At 44.0% G+C, this 18,357-nt stretch carries 16 protein-coding genes; 6 read left to right on the forward strand and 10 right to left on the reverse strand.

Annotation, left to right across the window (positions count from 1 at the left end):
* Window positions 1-229: 229 nt before the first annotated feature.
* The 6 genes from cysQ to cysG are packed head-to-tail and all read right to left on the reverse strand — an operon-like array spanning window position 230 to window position 7,146.
* Window positions 230-970 (reverse strand): 3'(2'),5'-bisphosphate nucleotidase CysQ, encoded by a 741-nt coding sequence (gene cysQ, locus Q7657_RS07155; protein ID WP_181319908.1) that lies wholly within the window; start codon window positions 968-970, stop codon window positions 230-232.
* A gap of 27 nt (window positions 971-997) precedes the next feature.
* Entirely contained in the window at window positions 998-1,621 is a 624-nt protein-coding gene (gene cysC / locus Q7657_RS07160; protein WP_053986405.1) for an adenylyl-sulfate kinase, read from the reverse strand.
* Between the two features lie 22 nt (window positions 1,622-1,643).
* On the reverse strand, window positions 1,644-3,371 hold the full coding sequence (locus tag Q7657_RS07165) for an SLC13 family permease (protein WP_107167387.1): 1,728 nt from the start codon (window positions 3,369-3,371) through the stop codon (window positions 1,644-1,646).
* 5 nt (window positions 3,372-3,376) lie between these two features.
* The gene (cysN, locus tag Q7657_RS07170; RefSeq protein WP_107167388.1) at window positions 3,377-4,801 is read right to left on the reverse strand and encodes a sulfate adenylyltransferase subunit CysN; all 1,425 of its coding nucleotides are present in this window, start codon (window positions 4,799-4,801) and stop codon (window positions 3,377-3,379) included.
* 10 nt (window positions 4,802-4,811) lie between these two features.
* Window positions 4,812-5,720, reverse strand: coding sequence for a sulfate adenylyltransferase subunit CysD (gene cysD / locus Q7657_RS07175; protein ID WP_053986408.1), 909 nt, complete (start codon window positions 5,718-5,720; stop codon window positions 4,812-4,814).
* Between the two features lie 13 nt (window positions 5,721-5,733).
* Window positions 5,734-7,146, reverse strand: coding sequence for a siroheme synthase CysG (gene cysG / locus Q7657_RS07180; RefSeq protein WP_107167410.1), 1,413 nt, complete (start codon window positions 7,144-7,146; stop codon window positions 5,734-5,736).
* Window positions 7,147-7,564: 418 nt separating this feature from the next.
* Here cysG and Q7657_RS07185 point away from each other — a divergent pair, with 418 nt between their 5' ends.
* From Q7657_RS07185 to Q7657_RS07200, 4 genes are all read left to right on the forward strand, one after another.
* Entirely contained in the window at window positions 7,565-9,532 is a 1,968-nt protein-coding gene (locus Q7657_RS07185) for a bifunctional 2',3'-cyclic-nucleotide 2'-phosphodiesterase/3'-nucleotidase (protein ID WP_107167389.1), read from the forward strand.
* Window positions 9,533-9,607: 75 nt separating this feature from the next.
* Entirely contained in the window at window positions 9,608-10,192 is a 585-nt protein-coding gene (locus Q7657_RS07190; RefSeq protein ID WP_107167390.1) for a Crp/Fnr family transcriptional regulator, read from the forward strand.
* A gap of 90 nt (window positions 10,193-10,282) precedes the next feature.
* Window positions 10,283-10,747 carry a GNAT family N-acetyltransferase gene (locus tag Q7657_RS07195; protein ID WP_107167391.1) on the forward strand — a complete coding sequence of 155 codons (465 nt, stop codon included), beginning with the start codon at window positions 10,283-10,285 and terminating at the stop codon, window positions 10,745-10,747.
* On the forward strand, window positions 10,744-11,604 hold the full coding sequence (locus tag Q7657_RS07200) for a DMT family transporter (protein WP_107167392.1): 861 nt from the start codon (window positions 10,744-10,746) through the stop codon (window positions 11,602-11,604). The genes Q7657_RS07195 and Q7657_RS07200 overlap by 4 nt, the downstream gene beginning before the upstream one ends.
* 96 nt (window positions 11,605-11,700) lie before the next feature.
* Here Q7657_RS07200 and Q7657_RS07205 read toward each other — a convergent pair whose 3' ends face one another.
* Window positions 11,701-12,570 (reverse strand): LysM-like peptidoglycan-binding domain-containing protein, encoded by an 870-nt coding sequence (locus Q7657_RS07205; RefSeq protein ID WP_107167393.1) that lies wholly within the window; start codon window positions 12,568-12,570, stop codon window positions 11,701-11,703.
* 124 nt (window positions 12,571-12,694) lie between these two features.
* On the opposite strand from Q7657_RS07205, the gene bamJ reads away from it, so the two are divergent.
* Together bamJ and Q7657_RS07215 are read left to right on the forward strand one after the other, a co-directional pair.
* Window positions 12,695-13,315: a BamJ family beta-barrel-assembly machinery protein gene (bamJ, locus tag Q7657_RS07210; RefSeq protein ID WP_053986414.1), complete on the forward strand. Its 621-nt coding sequence runs from the start codon at window positions 12,695-12,697 to the stop codon at window positions 13,313-13,315.
* A gap of 183 nt (window positions 13,316-13,498) precedes the next feature.
* Window positions 13,499-14,014 (forward strand): DUF2780 domain-containing protein, encoded by a 516-nt coding sequence (locus Q7657_RS07215; protein WP_107167394.1) that lies wholly within the window; start codon window positions 13,499-13,501, stop codon window positions 14,012-14,014.
* 75 nt (window positions 14,015-14,089) lie between these two features.
* On the opposite strand, the gene Q7657_RS07220 is transcribed toward Q7657_RS07215, so the two are convergent.
* Genes Q7657_RS07220 through Q7657_RS07230 form a run of 3 tightly spaced genes read right to left on the reverse strand, consistent with a single transcriptional unit; the run spans window position 14,090 to window position 18,355 of the window.
* On the reverse strand, window positions 14,090-14,854 hold the full coding sequence (locus tag Q7657_RS07220) for a phosphoadenylyl-sulfate reductase (RefSeq protein ID WP_107167395.1): 765 nt from the start codon (window positions 14,852-14,854) through the stop codon (window positions 14,090-14,092).
* Window positions 14,847-16,538, reverse strand: coding sequence for an assimilatory sulfite reductase (NADPH) hemoprotein subunit (gene cysI / locus Q7657_RS07225; RefSeq protein WP_053986417.1), 1,692 nt, complete (start codon window positions 16,536-16,538; stop codon window positions 14,847-14,849). The genes Q7657_RS07220 and cysI overlap by 8 nt, the downstream gene beginning before the upstream one ends.
* Window positions 16,538-18,355: an assimilatory sulfite reductase (NADPH) flavoprotein subunit gene (locus Q7657_RS07230; RefSeq protein ID WP_107167396.1), complete on the reverse strand. Its 1,818-nt coding sequence runs from the start codon at window positions 18,353-18,355 to the stop codon at window positions 16,538-16,540. The genes cysI and Q7657_RS07230 overlap by 1 nt, the downstream gene beginning before the upstream one ends.
* Between the last annotated feature and the right edge of the window lie 2 nt (window positions 18,356-18,357).

The following is an 18,357-nucleotide window of genomic DNA, read 5'->3' on the forward strand; positions in this document are numbered from 1 at the left end:
ACACAGGTTGTAAATAACTTACTAACCATCCGTATTCCCTGTCGATGGAGGCGCATTATAGGGAGGTCGTGAGATATAGCAATAGTATTTTAAGAAAAAAGTGTTGAATGCAAAAATTTCCAACGATAAGCCTTAAAACCATCACTTTTTGCACAGTTTAACGAGTTTCTTATATCAAAAAGAAAAGGCATATGAGTAAACTCATATGCCTTTTCGTAATTTTTTAAGTTTAGTCTTTAATTGAAACAATGAATGACGAATTCAATAATTCTTCTCTGTGGTAATTCAGAGGTTGTCCATCAAGATCAGTAACAATAGCCCCTGCACTTTCTGCAACACACTGACCAGCGGCGGTGTCCCACATCATTGTTGGTCCTAAACGTGGATAACGTTGGGCTCTACCTTCTGCGACTAAACAGAACTTTAAGGATGAACCGACTTCCGTCATTTTATGCTCCCCCATTTGTTCTAGATATTGCGCAAGCTCTGGTGATGGATGAGAGCGGCTGCCAACAATTGTTGGTACTGTGGCTACTCTGACTTTAATAGGCTCACGCCCCGCTTTGGTTTCTAGCCACGCTTTTTCGCTATTCCCCAACCATGCTTTTTCTAATGCTGGCGCATAAACTACCCCTAATACAGGTTTCCCTTCTTTTATAAGTGCGATATTAACGGTGAATTCGCCGTTTTTACGGATGAACTCTTTGGTTCCATCGAGAGGATCAACTAACCAAAAGCTGTCCCAGTGTTGCCTTTCTTGCCAGTCAGTATGGGCTGATTCTTCTGAAAGAATGGGAATATCGGGAGTTAACTGCTTTAACTTGGCTACAATAATTTCGTTTGCGGCAAGATCGGCATCGGTCACTGGACTACTATCTGATTTTTGTTCGATCTGAACCTGACCATGGTAACGATCCATAATGGCAGCACCGGCTTCTAATGCGATGCTATATATTTCGTCGAGTAACATTGCCAATCCCTTTCTCCTTATAGTGTTTTAGCTGATGATCTGTTGTGACTTAAGGTGTTCGATACACTGTGCCACCAGCTCTTCTATTGCGTGACTTCCTGCCGCTAAATGGATCTCAGGCGATAACGGCGACTGGTATTCAGAATCGATACCCGTGAATTGCTTGATTTCACCTGCTCGCGCTTTTTTATACAAGCCTTTTGGATCACGTTTTTCACACTCGACTAAAGGTGTATCAACAAAAACCTCAATAAACTCGCCATCAGGAAGAAGATCACGTACCAGCTGTCTTTCTTCTCGGTGAGGAGAAATAAACGCGCTCAGTACGATTAAACCCGCATCAGCCATTAGCGCTGCAACCTCACCGATGCGGCGAATATTCTCACGACGATCTTCACTAGAGAAACCTAAATCTCGGCATAAACCATGACGAACATTATCACCATCTAATAAATAAGTATGATGACCAAGCTCGGCCAGTTTATTTTCCAGTGCACCAGCGACAGTGGATTTACCCGCACCGCTTAACCCTGTAAACCACAACACACAAGGTTTCTGCTGCTTTTGCTCGGCACGTAATGCTTTTGTTACGGTATGACGATGCCAAACAATGTTTTCGTTATCATCATGGACTTGTGGTGTGATTGTCATAACACACTCCGTTGTTTAGTGATTAGAAAGGAAATAGCAGTGGGATCAAACTGAGAACAACCACTGAATAGACTATCGATATTGGCAATCCAATCCGTAGATAATCTTTTAATTTATAGTTACCAACACTGTAGACCAGTAAGTTGGTTTGATAACCGTAAGGTGAAATAAAGCTCGCACTCGCGCCAAATAACACCGCCATAATAAAAGGCATAGGATCTACGTTATAAGCCAGCGCTAAGCTGTAACCGATGGGGAATGATAAAGCGGCGGCTGCATTGTTAGTCACTAGCTCAGTCAATACTAATGTCATGAGGTACACAGCTATCAATGCGCCATATATTCCCCAACCATTGAAAGCCGTGATTAACGCTTCCCCCATACGTTCAGATAACCCAGTACTTATCATCAATTGAGCAAGGGTGAGCGCAGAGCCGACAATCACCACAATATCTACCGGAAATCGGCGGCGTAACTCAGTAAAAGAAATGATCCCAACAGCGACCATCACGAGTAAGTAGGCCGCTAGCCCCTTAATAATGGGCAACATATCCAATAAAGCGAGTCCAATAACAGTAAGAAATCCCATTAATACTGCTGCACTTTTACTGTTATCTAATCGGGCACTGGAATCTAAACCGTTAACTAATACGAACTCGCGATCTAACGTGGTTTTCTTCTGTTGAAAGGTTTTTCCCGGCACGATGACTAAGGTATCACCAGCATGAAGCTCAATGTTACCCAATCCACCAGCTAGGCGTTCGTGACCACGGCGAATAGCGACGACGACAGCATCAAAGTTTTCTCTAAAGCGTGTGCTCTTTAAGGTTTTGCCTCTGATCCCTGCTGAATGGCTCACGATCACTTCCATCATGGATTGACCATTAAGATGATGCTGTCCAAAAAGGTTTAGCCCTTGGATTTCTTGTAAGGTAGTGACGCTTTCTACATCACCACAAAATAATAAGGTATCCCCTGCTTTAAGTTTGGTATCGGGGCAAACAGGTGCGATAGTTTCGCCATCTCGGATCAATTCAGCTAAGAATAAACGGCGTAATGCACGCAGACCATTTTCAGCTACCGTTTTTCCGACCAAGGGGGAATCTGCTTTTACCCTTGCTTCGAGAAAATAAGGCAGTTGATCGTCAGCATGATCATCATAACTTGGTAATAAGTGACTAAGCGGAATAAGAATAGCTAGGCCGATAACCAACACAGCAAGACCAATAACACTTGGCGCAAAGAAACTTAAACTCGGCAGTCCCGCATCTTCAACAAAGCTATTAATGATTAAGTTAGTGGATGTACCTATTAGCGTTAAGGTGCCACCTAAAATCGCCGTATAGGATAAAGGTAACAATAATTTAGAAGGGGCATGGCGCTGATTACGTTTAATGGCACCAATCAGTGATACCACGACTGCCGTATTATTGGTAAATGATGATAATAACGCGGTTGATAAACCGAGCTTCGTTACCACTGAGCTTTGACCACCCTGTGAGATTTGACGCCCAACCCAACTTATCAAACGCGTTTTTTCTAATGCGATGGAAACAAGGATCAACAATACCAAAGTCAATAATGACGAATTAGTAAAGTTACCCGCCAGCGTAGGTAAATCGATCATGCCTGACTGAAAACCAATAAACGCAGCCCCAGCAAAGAGATAGGCAGGTTTTATCTTGGTTGCCAGTAAACAAAGAATGATCACCACCAACATAGCGAGAACGATCGCTTGCTCCCATCCCATGATGATTACCCTAGCAACTTGCTAAGATCTTTCGCATCCCAATGTGGGAAGTGCTTACGGATCAGGGCATTTAATTCAACTTCAAAGGCTGAGTATTGCGCGGTATTTTGTTTCGCATCTAACGCTTCACGTACCATACCCGCACCAACCGTTACGTTGGTTAAACGATCAATCACAATGAAGCCACCGGTGTCTTTACACGCTTGGTAACTATCAACCGCAATCGCTTCATTTAAGCTCACTTCACACAGACCAATACCATTTAAAGGCAATACCTCCGTTTCGAAGGTTTCCAGGTTGTTGATATCCACTTGGTGGCGAATTGCATCAACCGTACCGACGGTCTTCTTACCTGCTACTTTAATATCGTATTGGCGTCCTGTTTCTAATGGTGATTCACCCATCCAAACAATATCAGCTAATACATTATTACTTAGCGGCACCGTTTCCTCGCCTGCCACTAACGTATCGCCACGGCTAATATCAATTTCATCAGCCAAGGTCACAGTCACAGCTAAACCTGGGTGTGCCACTTCAAGATCACCATCAAAGGTAACGATACGCTCAACAGTGGATGTTTTACCTGATGGTAATGCACGTACTGTTTGACCAACACGTAATTCACCGGATGCCAATGTGCCGGCAAAGCCACGGAAATCAAGATTAGGACGGTTAACGTATTGCACAGGGAAACGCAGTGCATCAGAGGTTTGATCTTGGGCTAGGTCAACTTTCTCTAGTAACGTCAATAATGAGTCACCTTGATACCAAGGCGTTTTATCGCTCAAACCAACAACGTTGTCACCTTCTAGTGCTGACAATGGCACTAGACTGATATTGATATCGCTATTGAGTTTTTTCGAGAATGCTAAATATTCTTCACGGATAGATTCAAAACGTGCTTGATCGAAACCCACCAAGTCCATTTTATTAATCGCAACGATAAAGTGACGAATACCCAATAGGCTCGCAATGTAAGAGTGACGACGAGTTTGATCCAATACGCCTTTACGCGCATCAATCAAAATAACCGCGACATCACAAGTTGAAGCCCCTGTTGCCATATTACGGGTGTACTGCTCATGCCCCGGGGTATCAGCAATGATGAATTTACGCGCTTTGGTTGAGAAATAACGGTAAGCCACATCAATGGTGATCCCTTGCTCACGCTCAGCTTGTAAGCCATCAACCAGCAGTGCCAAGTCAGGCTTATCGCCTGTCGTACCGACTTTCTGGCTATCAGTATGAATGGCAGCTAACTGATCTTCATAAATTTGGTGAGAATCATGCAGTAGTCGACCGATAAGCGTACTTTTACCGTCATCCACTGAGCCACAGGTTAAAAATCGCAGCAGAGATTTATTATGGTGTTGGTCAAGGTAAGCTTCGATACCGAGCTCAGCGACCTGTTGTTCAATCACACTATTCATTATTCTCTCCTTAGAAGTAACCTTGGCGTTTTTTCAATTCCATAGAGCCGGACTGATCATGGTCAATCGCTCGGCCTTGTCGCTCACTCGATGTTGCCACCAGCATCTCTTCAATAATGCCAGGTAGCGTATCTGCGGTTGATTCAATGGCTCCCGTTAGTGGGTAACAGCCCAAGGTTCTAAAGCGCACACTCTTTTGTTCAATTTTTTCCCCAGGCTGTAACTCCATGCGATCATCATCGACCATGATCAACATGCCATCTCGCTCCACTACAGGGCGTACTTCCGATAGGTATAACGGTACGATTTCAATGCCTTCAAGGTAGATGTATTGCCAAATATCAAGCTCTGTCCAATTTGATAGCGGGAAGACACGAATGCTTTCGCCTTTATTAATCTGACCGTTGTAGGTTTTCCAGAGCTCAGGACGTTGGTTTTTCGGATCCCATGTGTGGTTCTTATCACGGAAAGAATACACACGCTCTTTTGCTCGAGATTTTTCTTCGTCACGACGAGCGCCACCAAAAGCGGCATCAAAACCGTACTTATCAAGCGCCTGCTTCAAGCCTTGAGTTTTCATGATATCGGTATGTTTTGATGAGCCGTGAACAAACGGACTACACCCCATCGCCAACCCTTCTGGGTTTTTATGTACCAATAGATCAAAACCGTATTTTTCTGCGGTGCGATCGCGAAATTCGATCATCTCGCGGAATTTCCAATCGGTATCTACATGCAACAATGGGAACGGAATTTTCCCCGGGTAGAATGCTTTACGAGCAAGGTGCAACATCACTGATGAATCTTTACCGATAGAGTACATCATCACTGGATTATCAAACTCAGCCGCTACTTCACGGATAATGTGGATACTTTCCGCTTCTAACTGCTTGAGGTGGGTTAAACGTTTCGGGTCCATCTCTCTCTCCATACTATGCCAGTTTAACTACCGCATCTTGCTGCTGTAGCGACTGTTCCTGTTTTGTGAACCAATCTAATTTCGTCGATAGGTTTACCACCTCTCCTACAACAATCAGCGAGGGAGAAGCAGCGTGTTGAGCTAATTGAGCCAGTTCGCTTAACTGACCTTTTAATACTTTTTGGGTTTTCTGCGTGCCACGTTCAATGATGGCTATCGGGGTATCAGCACCACGACCGTGCTCTAATAATTGCTGTTGAATGTGACTCGATTTCATCAAGCCCATATAAATCACTAAGGTCTGCTTACCTCGCGCCAGCGTTGACCAATCCAAGGTGTCACCATCGGGCTTCAAATGCCCAGTCACAAACATGGCAGTTTGGGCATAATCACGGTGAGTGAGAGGAATACCAGCATAAGCGGTAGCACCCGCAGCGGCTGTAATACCCGGTACAACTTGAAATGGAATATCAGCATCAAATAGCACTTCTAATTCTTCACCACCGCGACCAAATACAAACGGATCGCCACCTTTTAGACGTACAACACGCTTACCTTGTTTGGCGTAATGAACAATTAAACGATTGGTTTCTTCTTGCGGCACGCTGTGAAAACCGGCTTTTTTGCCAACACAGACTAACTCTGCATCACGGCGAACAAGATCCATGACTTCATCAGAGACTAAATAGTCATAAAGTACGACGTCAGCCTGTTGCATTAACTGCAATGCACGAAGAGTTAGTAAGCCTGCATCACCCGGACCTGCGCCAATTAATGCCACTTGACCTTGAGGGGGTGCTTGATGGGTTAATGCCACCAGCTCTTGCTCGGCTTCTTGCTCTCGACCTGCAGCAACTAAATCACCAAATCGTCCGTTAAAGGCTTGCTCCCAGAAATAACGACGAGCAGAAAAAGACGAAACAGTTTGTGATAAACGCTGACGGAAATTACCTGCGATAGTCGCCATACGTCCTAAATGTTGTGGTAGCAGCGCTTCTAGCTTTTCACGTAATAAGCGAGCCAGTACAGGGGCTTGGCCTGACGAAGAAATCGCGATAATGATTGGGGAACGATCAACAATAGAGGGAACGATGAAGCTGCAACGTTGGGTATCATCCACCACATTCACCAACACTTGACGTTGATTGGCTGATTGATATACCAGAGCATTAACAGATTTGCGATCCGTTGCCGCGATAGCTAAGAAAATGCCATCAAGATCGTCAGGTGAAAAAAACTCACCTACATGTTGAATTTGTCCTTGGGCTAATGCCGCAGTGAAATCCGCATTTAACGTTGGGGCAATGACACGCACATCAGCCCCTGCTTTTAATAGCATACGGGTTTTACGCCACGCGCTGTCATCACCACCGACAACCAAACACGGTCGACGCTTTAAATCTGCAAAAATTGGCAAGTAATCCATCATTAGCCCCTCTTTTTATCCCTAGATGCACTATAGAGGGGGCTAGATATTACTTGAAATTCTAAAATTTCATTTTTTATTCCAAAATGTTTAGCAAAACGCTGCCTTTTCGCCAAAATGAAACTAAGCAGAGGCTTTCGCTATATAAAGACGAATATATAGTGATAAATCTCACTTTTATTGCCAGCACTAGGGAAGCAAGCAAATCGTTTCCCTAAACGTTATGCCTTTTCTGTCTAGGTTATGACGAATAACTCACCTTTAAATGCGTTAAATCGAACCGCAATATTCGATCTCAGTAACACTCCATCAAAAAAAACGAGATCGATAGCACAATAGTGCGACACAGCTAACAGCGTTTATCAGCATATTTGATACCTTACGCCTGCTTTTTTGCCTACCCCGTTTGGAGATATTCATGACATTATCAGCTAAGCCTTTATCAATTGCGATCCTTGGCGGTTTACTTACGCTTGCAGGCCCTGCTACTGCAGACACCATCAAGCTACGTATCCTAGAAACAACCGATATCCATACCAATGTGATGGATTACGATTACTACAAAGATAAACCAACGGACAAAACAGGCTTAGTGCGAACAGCAACCTTAGTTGAGAAAGTACGCGGTGAAGTAACAAACAGCGTATTAGTTGATAATGGTGACTTGCTACAAGGTAGCCCTATGGGTGACTACATGGCAGCCAAAGGGATCAAACACGGTGAAGTACACCCTGTTTACAAGGTAATGAACCAACTTAATTACGATGTGGGTAACATTGGTAACCACGAGTTTAACTATGGTTTGGACTTCCTTGATACCAGCATTGAAGGTGCTGACTTCCCTTACATTAATGCTAACGTTTACGATCTAAAAACAGGCAAAAACCTATTTAAACCTTACCTTATTAAGGAATACACCTTCAAAGACATCGATGGTAACGATCAACAAGTGAAGATCGGTTACATCGGTTTTGTACCGCCACAAATCATGGTGTGGGATAAGAAGAACTTAGAAGGTAAGGTAGAAGCAAAAGACATTAAGCAAACTGCTGAGAAATTCATTCCACAGATGAAGGCAGAAGGCGCTGACATCATCGTGGCAATTCCACACTCAGGTGTTGCGGCAGACCCATACAAAGTGGGCGCAGAAAACTCGGTTTACTACTTAACACAAGTTAAGGGCATTGATGCGATTGCCTTTGGTCACTCACACGCAGTATTCCCGAGCAAAGATTTTGCAAACCTACCGGGCGCAGATGTCGAGAAAGGCACGATCAACGGTATTCCTGCTGTGATGCCGGGTCGCTGGGGCGATCACGTGGGTATCATGGACTTGGTGCTAGATAAAGACGGTAACAGCTGGAAAGTAACTTCAGCACAAACTGAAGCTCGCCCTATTTTCGACAAAGCGACGCAAAAGCCTATCGTTGATGCCGATCCTAAATTAGTCGCAGCCGTAAAAGTGGATCATAACGCGACTCGTGATTTTGTTAATCAGCCAATCGGTAAAGCAAGCGATGTAATGTACAGCTACCTTGCACTGGTACAAGATGATCCAACGGTACAAATCGTTAACCTTGCGCAGAAAGATTATGTTGAGCGCTTCATTCAAGGCGATCCTGATCTAGACGGTATCCCTGTTCTGTCTGCTGCCGCTCCATTTAAAGCTGGCGGTCGTGGTAACGATGCAACTAACTTTACTGAAGTAGAAGCAGGTCAACTGACTTTCCGTAACGCTGCTGACTTATACTTGTACCCAAATACCCTGGTTGCAATGAAAGTGACAGGTAAAGAAGTGAAAGAATGGCTGGAGTGTTCAGCAGGACAATTTAACCAAATCGATGTTAACAGTGATAAACCACAAGGTTTGATCAACTGGGATGGTTTCCGTACTTACAACTTCGATGTGATTGATGGCGTGACTTACAACATCGATATTTCACAACCAGCAAAATACGACGGTGAGTGTAAAGTCATTAACCCAACAGCAAACCGTATTAAAGATCTAACTTTCAACGGTAAGCCTGTTGCTGACAATCAAAAATTCATTATCGCAACCAACAACTACCGAGCTTACAGCGGTAAGTTTGCAGGTACAGGTGAGAAGTTTGTCGCGTTCGCATCACCAGATGAAAACCGCACTGTACTTTCAGACTACATCAGCCGTGTAAGTAAAGAGAAAGGCCAAGTAGTACCGAGTGCAGATAACAACTGGCACTTCACACCACTGAAAAGTGATAAGAAATTAGATATTCGCTTTGAAACTGCCAATAGTGAAAAAGCAGCCAAGTTCATTAAAGACAAAGGTCAGTACCCAATGACCCAAGTTGAAACAACACCAACTGGCTTTGCTATTTACCAATTGGATTTACAACACGCGAAATAATCGTCGTGATAAAGTAAGCTATCAATACCGCAGCATTGTCTGCGGTATTTTTTTACTGTTAAAGAGTGAGCTATCATGAAGCATTCCGCACAACTTTCTCAACTTGCCGAATTTCTTCAACAATTTGGTGCAGAGCAAACCACCATTGACGAAGCATTAGCACACGCTCAAATATTAGAGCTACCTACTCGTCATATCTTGCTCAATCAAGGTCAACAAGCTGAGCAGTTTTACTTTTTACTCGATGGACTGTGCCATGCCTGTTATCTCACCGAAAGCGGTAAACAATTTAGTAAAGAGTTTTATTGGGATCAAGATGCGTTAATTGGCTTTGAAGGGCTGATCACCCAATCCCCATCACCTTTTCTATTAGAAACCTTATCAGCAAGTCAGCTTATCGCACTACCGATTACATTAATTGAAACATGGCGTGCCCAAGGCTTAGCACTGTATATCAACTTATTGGAACGTCAGTTGGTGTTTAAAGAAAACAAAGAGCGCTTTATGTTGATGTACAGCCCTGAAGAACGATACCAATTGTTTACACAAAGCTTTGCGGAACTTAATTTTAAACTGACGGATTATCAGATTGCGTCATACCTAGGGATCACGCCTATTAGTTTAAGCCGCATTAAAAAAAGGCAAGCACAGCCACAATAATACAACGAAATTAACAATGGTTAATGAGGCATTGAACAACTCAGGTTACTATGAAGTTCACTTTTTTTATCATCGATAAGAGAACACCTGATGCTAACTTGGCAATGCCTTTCTTTTACACAACTCACGCCCCACCAGCTTTATGATGCACTAAAGCTACGATCTGATATTTTTGTCGTCGAGCAAACCTGTGTTTACCCTGATCTGGATGATAACGATCGTGCAGATGATGTTTACCATCTACTCGGTTATCAAGACGGCAAACTGATCGCCTACTTACGCTTATTACGCCCGGGGCTTACTTACGATAACGTCAGCATTGGTCGTGTCGTTACGGCACAAGAAGCACGTGGTAATGGCATCGGTCATGAACTCATAAAACAAGGACTCGCCAACGCTGCCCGTCTTTGGCCTAATGCAACGATTGAGATCGGAGCGCAAGAGCATCTCATTCATTTTTATCGTCAACATGGGTTCGAGCAAACCTCTGAGATGTATCTTGAAGATGGCATTCCACATGTCGATATGATTCTAACGCTAGGTCAGCCAAGATGAAATTAAGTGCCGTTTCACTGGGAATTATATTACTCGTATTCGGCAACTTATCTGCCTCGCTTTCTGATGTGGCAGTCAAGCTACTCAATGGCGAAGTTCACCCTTTTCAATACATGTTTCTTCGCCAAATATTGAGCTTAGTGATCATTCTGCCGCTATGGTTATCGCAAGCTAAGCCTAAACGAACTGTAGGGAGTTGGAAGATCAATACAATCCGAGCTTACTTAGTGTTAGCAGGAAGCTCAATGTTATTGGTTGCGCTGACTTACCTACCTTTAGCAACAGCGAATGCATTGTTTTATGCCGCGCCTCTGCTGATGATCCCATTATCTATGCTGTTATTAGGTGAGCATCCTAGCAAAAACAAAGTAATAGCCACTGCGATTGGCTTTATTGGTATTCTGATTGTATTACGTCCAACCCAATTTCACTGGGCAGCCATTGCAGCATTAGGTACAGCAACCACATTGGCACTTTACAATGTCTTGGTACGTAAACTGCCAGAATCTCAAAGTGTTGCGACCACGCTATTTTGGACTTGTGTATTATCGCTTCCGGTCGCTACACCGTTAGCATGGTATTTCTGGCAACCAATATCGATGGAAAACCTTGGCTTAATTGCAGCCAGCGCCCTATTTACGTTGGGCTATCAAGGCTGTGTGGTCATGGCTTATCGCCAAAGTGAAACCCATCAAATCGGGCTTGCGGAATATTCAGGACTGATATTTGTCGCCATCTTTGGCTGGGTTTGGTTTAACGAAAGTTTAGATGCACTCACCCTATTCGGTATTTTATTGATCATTCTGCCAATGATGCCGAAACCCAAACGTAAACAATTAGCGCCAATGAACTCTTAAGCTCCTATATCAATATAGAAAATAGAGCGTAAAAATAGAAAAAGCCCACTTCAGTTAACCGAAGTGGGCTTTTTTAATCTTGTCTTTAGGTATGGCTTATTGACGGTAATAACCACCATTACTACGACGGTAATAAGTCGCTGAAATTCCATTACCATCAATCTTCAAACCATCAATTTGACCATTACTGTTCACACGGTATGTCAGCATTTGACCTGCCTGTACGTTACTGATCGGCTTACCCGCACCTTCTACTTTCGCAATAGCGAACAAATCAGATAACGGCAATGAGCGATCTCTAAATACACTGGCTAATGTTTTACCCGCTGGTACTTTATAACTTACCCACTGACCTGCAGAAGCGGCTGCTTTAGGTTGGCTCGCTGTGGATGGGTTTGATTTCAATGAACTAGATGATGTCGGCTTTGCTGGTGTCGTTGCCACTGGCTTTTGCGTAGCCACATCAATCACATATGCTTTACCACCATTAAGAGGGTAAATTCTTTGCAGCTTAGGTTTTTTCTCAGGGGCTGGACCATTATCTTCCAAGCCACCCACCGCTTTCATACGCTTATCTTCTGTGACATCAGCCGTATCTAATACCACATCGGTAGGTTGGCTCACCACAGTATTAGCTACACCATTTGATGTCGTACCACCAGTCACATTCGTTGTTGTTTGAGTATCAGTGACGCCACCAAGATCAAGCTGAATATCACGACGAACTGAGGTTGCAGGACTATCATCCTGCTCTAGTTGTGCCGATGATGGCAACATCAATACCGCAACAAAAATCGGTACTAGGATCATCAGAGCCCAGCGATGGAAACGTGGAAAACGATGCCAAGTATGGCTCACACCTTCTTTAAGCTGGCGACATTTTCCGGTGATCCCTGAGATATTAAAATTCACACTGCGTCGTTGTGACGCTTGTTTTGTTTTCGAACGGCGTTTGGCCTGTCCCATATACAGCACTCCAGAGCTTCATATGTCACGCAATTTGCGAATAATGGTTACAAACGTTTACCCATGAGGGGCGAAACTGTTATCCTGCTTGCTTTAATTCATTCTACATTAAGAGATGACGATAATGTCTGACGTTAAACTAGATACAGTTGAGTCTAAAGCAAGCTACGGTATTGGTCTTCAAATGGGCCAACAACTAGCTCAAAGCGGTCTTGAAGGCCTAAACGTAGCAGCAATTGCTAAGGGTATCGCAGCTTCTCTTGCTGGCGAAATGCCAGAAATCGAAGTTGATGAAATCAACAATGCACTACGTGAACTTCACACAAAAGCAGACGAAGCACGTCAAGCTCAAGCTAAACTAGCAGCTGCTGAAGGCGAAGCATTCCTAGCAGAAAATGCACAGCGTGCAGAAGTTACTGTAACTGATTCTGGTCTTCAATACGAAGTTCTAGTTGAAGGTAACGGCGAAATCCCAACTTCTGACAAACAAGTACGCGTGCACTACCACGGTATGCTAACAGACGGTACTGTTTTTGACAGCTCTGTTTCTCGTGGTCAACCTGCAGAATTCCCAGTAACTGGCGTTATCGCTGGTTGGGTTGAAGCTCTACAAATGATGCCTGTAGGCTCTAAGTGGAAACTATACATCCCACAAAACCTAGCATACGGTGAGCGTGGCGCAGGTGCTGCAATTCCTCCATTCGCTGCACTAGTATTCGAAGTTGAGCTACTAGATATCCTATAAGATATTGCTTCTTCTTAAAAAACGACGCTTCGGCGTCGTTTTTTTATATCTATCGAACAGTGTTTATTAAGTGAAAACACAGTTTTCAGGCTAGATTCAGTCGCCATCATCGTTTTAAATAGGCAATCATTACTAAAATTATAACTACACTAGGATAGTGATAGCTCAATGAAGGAGTACCCCATGGAAAAACGTCGTATCTTAACAACTGTCATCGCTAGCGCTTTATTATCAACTAGCGCGATGAGCCACGCATTCAGCCTTACCGATCTATCGAATGCGCTAGGGGGAGAGAAATCCGATCAAGTCGCTACCCAAATTGCTGAAAACCCATTAACTCAAGCATTAGTAACGGGTCTTGGTGTTAAACCAGAGCAAGCTGCGGGCGGTGCAGGCGCACTATTAAGCATGGCAGCCAGTGAGCTAACTGGCCCACAAAGCCAAGAGCTAACCAAATTAATTCCTGGTGCAGAAAAGCTAACTGAATCATTACCGCTAGGTTTAGGTCAGTTACTTGGTACTAAAGAGAACATCGATAAAGTGTTCTCACTACTGGGTATGAATCCTGGCATGGTTAATCAATTCGCACCTATCGTGACTCAATTCTTAAGCGAGCGTGGTGCAAGCCATGAACTTGTTGGCGCATTGAATAATATTTGGGGTCCAGTAACATCATCAGCCCCTGTGACTGCGAAATAACAACTGGCTTTATTTAAAAAAGCAAAAGGGCGAGATATTCTCGCCCTTTTATTTTATCGCAATGAATAGGAGGGATCAGATACCAGAACCATCAGATTCAGTATCGTTGTCTTCATGCAAACCACATTCGCGCTTAAGACCAAAGAAACGTGTCTCTTCTTCTTTCATCCCCGGCTGCCATTTCTCGGTGGTATGCACATCACCAACCGATAAGTATCCCTGCGCTTTTAATGGGTGGTAAGGCAAAGCGTACTGTTTAAGGTACTGATCGATTTGCTCATTACTCCAATCAATTAATGGCAGGAACTTAAAACGACCATTTTGGATAGCAAGTACAGGCAGTGTGGCACGAGAGCTTGATTGTTCACGGCGCAGCCCTGAGAACCACGTTTTTACTTGAAGCTCATCTAACGCACGGTGCATCGGCTCAACTTTATTAAGTCGGTTATATTGCTTAATGCCATCCACACCTTGCAGCCATAATTGACCGTAACGTGCTTCCTGCCATGCCGCACTTTGTTTGGCGCTGTAAACATGCAGGTTGAGATCTAACTGCTTGGTTAAGCTATCAATGAACTGATAGGTTTCTGGGAATAAATAACCTGTATCGGTTAATACCACCGGAATATCTTGTTTTATATTGGTCACCAAATGCAGCATAACAGCCGATTGGATACCAAAGCTTGATGCTAACGCAAACTCACCTTCAAGGTTTTCTAGTGCCCAGCTCACTCGCTGCTCTGCCGTCATCTCCTCCAGCGCGGCATTAATTTCAGCCAGCTGAATAATTTGACTCACTTTAGGCAGCTCAAGTAACTCAGCCAGTTGAAATTTAGCCATAGAAATCCCTCTTCGATACTTTTACTTCTTCAATGATGCCAGCACGAATAGTGAAATCACCAAAATCTTCGCCTTCTTGACGCTCTGTCGACCAACGACTGACTAACCCGTCAATTTCATCCATGATTTGTGCTACGGTAATATTTTCACGGTACATCTTAGGTACACGAGTACCATTACGGTTACCGCCTAAGTGCAGGTTATAACGCCCTGGCGCTTTACCAACGAGACCAATTTCCGCCAACATCGCTCGACCACAACCATTCGGACAGCCAGTCACACGCAAAATGATGTTTTCATCTTTCTCTAAACCGTGTTTTTCCAAAATGCCTTCAACATCGGTTACAAACTCAGGTAAGAAACGCTCTGCTTCTGCCATTGCTAACGGACAAGTTGGAAGTGATACACACGCCATGGAGTTTTTACGCTGCTCACTGACACCGTCATCAATCAAACCATGATCACGTGCGATCTTTTCGATCTTCTTTTTGTCTTTCGCTAACACACCCGCAACAATTAAGTTTTGGTTAGCCGTCATACGAAAATCGCCTTTATGCACTTTAGCAATTTCAGCAACACCGGTTTTTAAAGGCTTATTTGGGTAATCAAGTAAACGACCGTTTTCAATAAATAGTGCTAGGTGATGCTTACCGTCGATACCTTCAACCCAACCAATGCGATCACCACGATCCGTGAACTCATATGGGCGACTGTCTTCAAACTTCACACCCGCACGTTTTTCAACTTCCGCTTTAAATACATCACTGCCAACACGATCTAAGGTGTACTTGGTTTTTGCATTCTTACGGTTTGAACGGTTACCCCAATCACGCTGAGTAGTGACAACAGCCGCTGCTACATCTAATGTTTTCTCTAATGGAATAAAACCAAAGTCATCGGCACGACGAGGATAGGTTGAGTGATCACCGTGAGTCATCGCCAAACCACCACCAACTAACACGTTAAAACCCACTAACTTGCCGTTATCGGCAATCGCCACAAAGTTAAGATCGTTAGCATGGACATCAACATCATTCTGCGGCGGGATCACTACCGTGGTTTTAAACTTACGCGGCAGGTAAGTGCTGCCTAAAATAGGCTCTTCATCGGTTGTTTCTAGCTTTTCACCATCTAACCAGATTTCTGCATAAGCTCGTGTTTTTGGCAGTAGATGTTCACTGATCTTTTTCGCCCACTCGTAAGCTTCTTGGTGCAGTTCAGATTCTACAGGGTTAGTCGTACATAGCACGTTGCGGTTAACATCACCCGCTGTAGCAATGGAATCAATCCCAATACTGTTTAGCGTTTGGTGCATCAATTTAATATTCGGCTTTAACACCCCATGAAACTGAAAAGTTTGACGAGTAGTTAAACGGATACTGCCGTAAGAAGTGTGCTCATCAGCAAACTTATCAATCGCTAACCACTGCTTAGGCGTGATAATACCGCCCGGCATACGTGCACGTAACATCACATTATGCAGTGGCTCTAATTTTTGTTTAGCACGCTCGGCACGGATATCACGGTCATCTTGCTGGTACATACCGTGGAAACGGATCAACTGGAAGTTATCAGCCGTAAAACCACCGGTCATACGATCGCCCAGATCCTGCTCAATAGTCCCGCGAAGAAAATTACTCTCGCGCTTTAGACGTTCGTTATCTGATAATTTTTGATCAGTCATTAGTACACATCCCTTTGATAGCGCTTATCCTTACGCAGATCATTTAGATACTGCTCAGCCTGCTCGCGCGTTTTATTGCCTTGTTGCTCAATCACTGTGATCAGCGCTTGATGAACATCTTTTGCCATTTGGTTAGCATCACCACACACATAGACATGTGCGCCATCTTGTAGCCACTGCCACACTTGTGCAGCTTGCTCTAAAATGCGGTGTTGAACATAGACTTTCTCAGCTTGATCACGGCTAAATGCCACATCAATTTGCGTCACCACGCCATCTTTTAAGTATTTCTGCCATTCAACTTGATATAAGAAATCTTCAGTGAAAGTGCGGTCGCCAAAGAATAACCAGTTCTTACCCTGTGCTTCACGATTATCACGCTCTTGAACAAAAGCACGGAATGGCGCAATACCGGTACCCGGACCAATCATGATCACTGGGGTATTATCATCAACCGGCAGCTTGAAGTTATTGTTGGTTTCAACAAAGACTTTTACTTCACCGCCTTCTTCTAAACGCTGGGCTAAGAAGCTTGATGCACCGCCTTGGCGTTGTTCTTCACCTTGCGCATATTCAACTACACCAACTGTTAGGTGTACTTCTTCACCCACTTCTTCTTGGCTTGAAGCGATAGAATATAAACGTGGAGTTAGACGACGGAGTAAGCCTGTTAGTTGCTCTACGGTTAAAGCTGTTTTCTTCTCACCTAAAACATCAATGATTTGTGTTTTCGCAGAGTACTCGCGCAGTTTTTCACGATCAGCCACCAACTTTTCTAGCTTTTTACTGCCTGAAAGCTCGGCGTATTTAGTCACAAACTGTGGGTTAGAAGCGGTAATTTCGTATTTGCTGATAAGTGCTTCACGCAGGCTGATAGATGCGCCATCAACCTCTAGCGTACTATCAGTATCTAAACCGAGCTTTGCGATAATTGCATCAACCAGTTGTGGATCATTGTCATACCACACGCCTAATGCATCACCCGGCTGATAAGTAAGACCTGATTCTTCTAAATCAATTTCAATGTGACGAACATCTTTACCTGAGTTACGTCCAGTGATCTTTTGGCTTACCGATAAGCTGGCAGTAAATGGATTTTGTTTATTATAAGAAGAGACTGCCGCTGGCTTTTGCCCCACAGGCAACTGAACCACTTCAGCTTCACCAGTTGATAAGGTTTCTTTGGTTTTTGCTAACGCTTTTTGACGCCACTCAGCAGCAGACGCTTCATAATCAACGTCACAATCGAGACGCTCAAGCATTGGCTGCGCGCCAAGTTTGCCAAGGTAGCTATCAAAGTCTTTTGCTGTTTGACAGAAGAACTCGTAGCTTGAGTCACCTAAACCAATGACCGCGTATTTCAGCTCTGGTAATTTAGGTGCTTTTTTCGATTGTAAAAACTCATGTAATTCAATCGCATCATCAGGTGCTTCACCTTCACCGTGGGTAGAGGCCACGATGATGACATGCGTTTCTTTCGCTAAGTTTTTACCTTTATAATCGCCCGCAGAGAAAAGTTGCACTGCGATATCAGCCGCTTCTGCTTCTTCTTTTAATGCTTCAGCTACGCCCTTAGCATTACCTGTTTGCGAGGCATAAATGATGGTGAGTTTACCGGCTGGTTTTGCTGCAGCCAGTACATTATTTTGTGCTGCAGGATCTGCAGCCGTTTGCGGTTGGGTTTGGCTTAATCCCCAAAAGTAGCCACTGATCCACGCAAGCTGTTGTGGCGACGATGCTGCCGCAGCTTGTTTCAGTTGATCCATTTGTTGATCATTGAGTGGACTGGCTAAAGCCGATAATTCCTTCACTAACATGA

Source organism: Candidatus Photobacterium acropomis, assembly GCF_030685555.1.
GTDB classification, from domain to species: Bacteria; Pseudomonadota; Gammaproteobacteria; order Enterobacterales; family Vibrionaceae; genus Photobacterium; species Photobacterium lucens.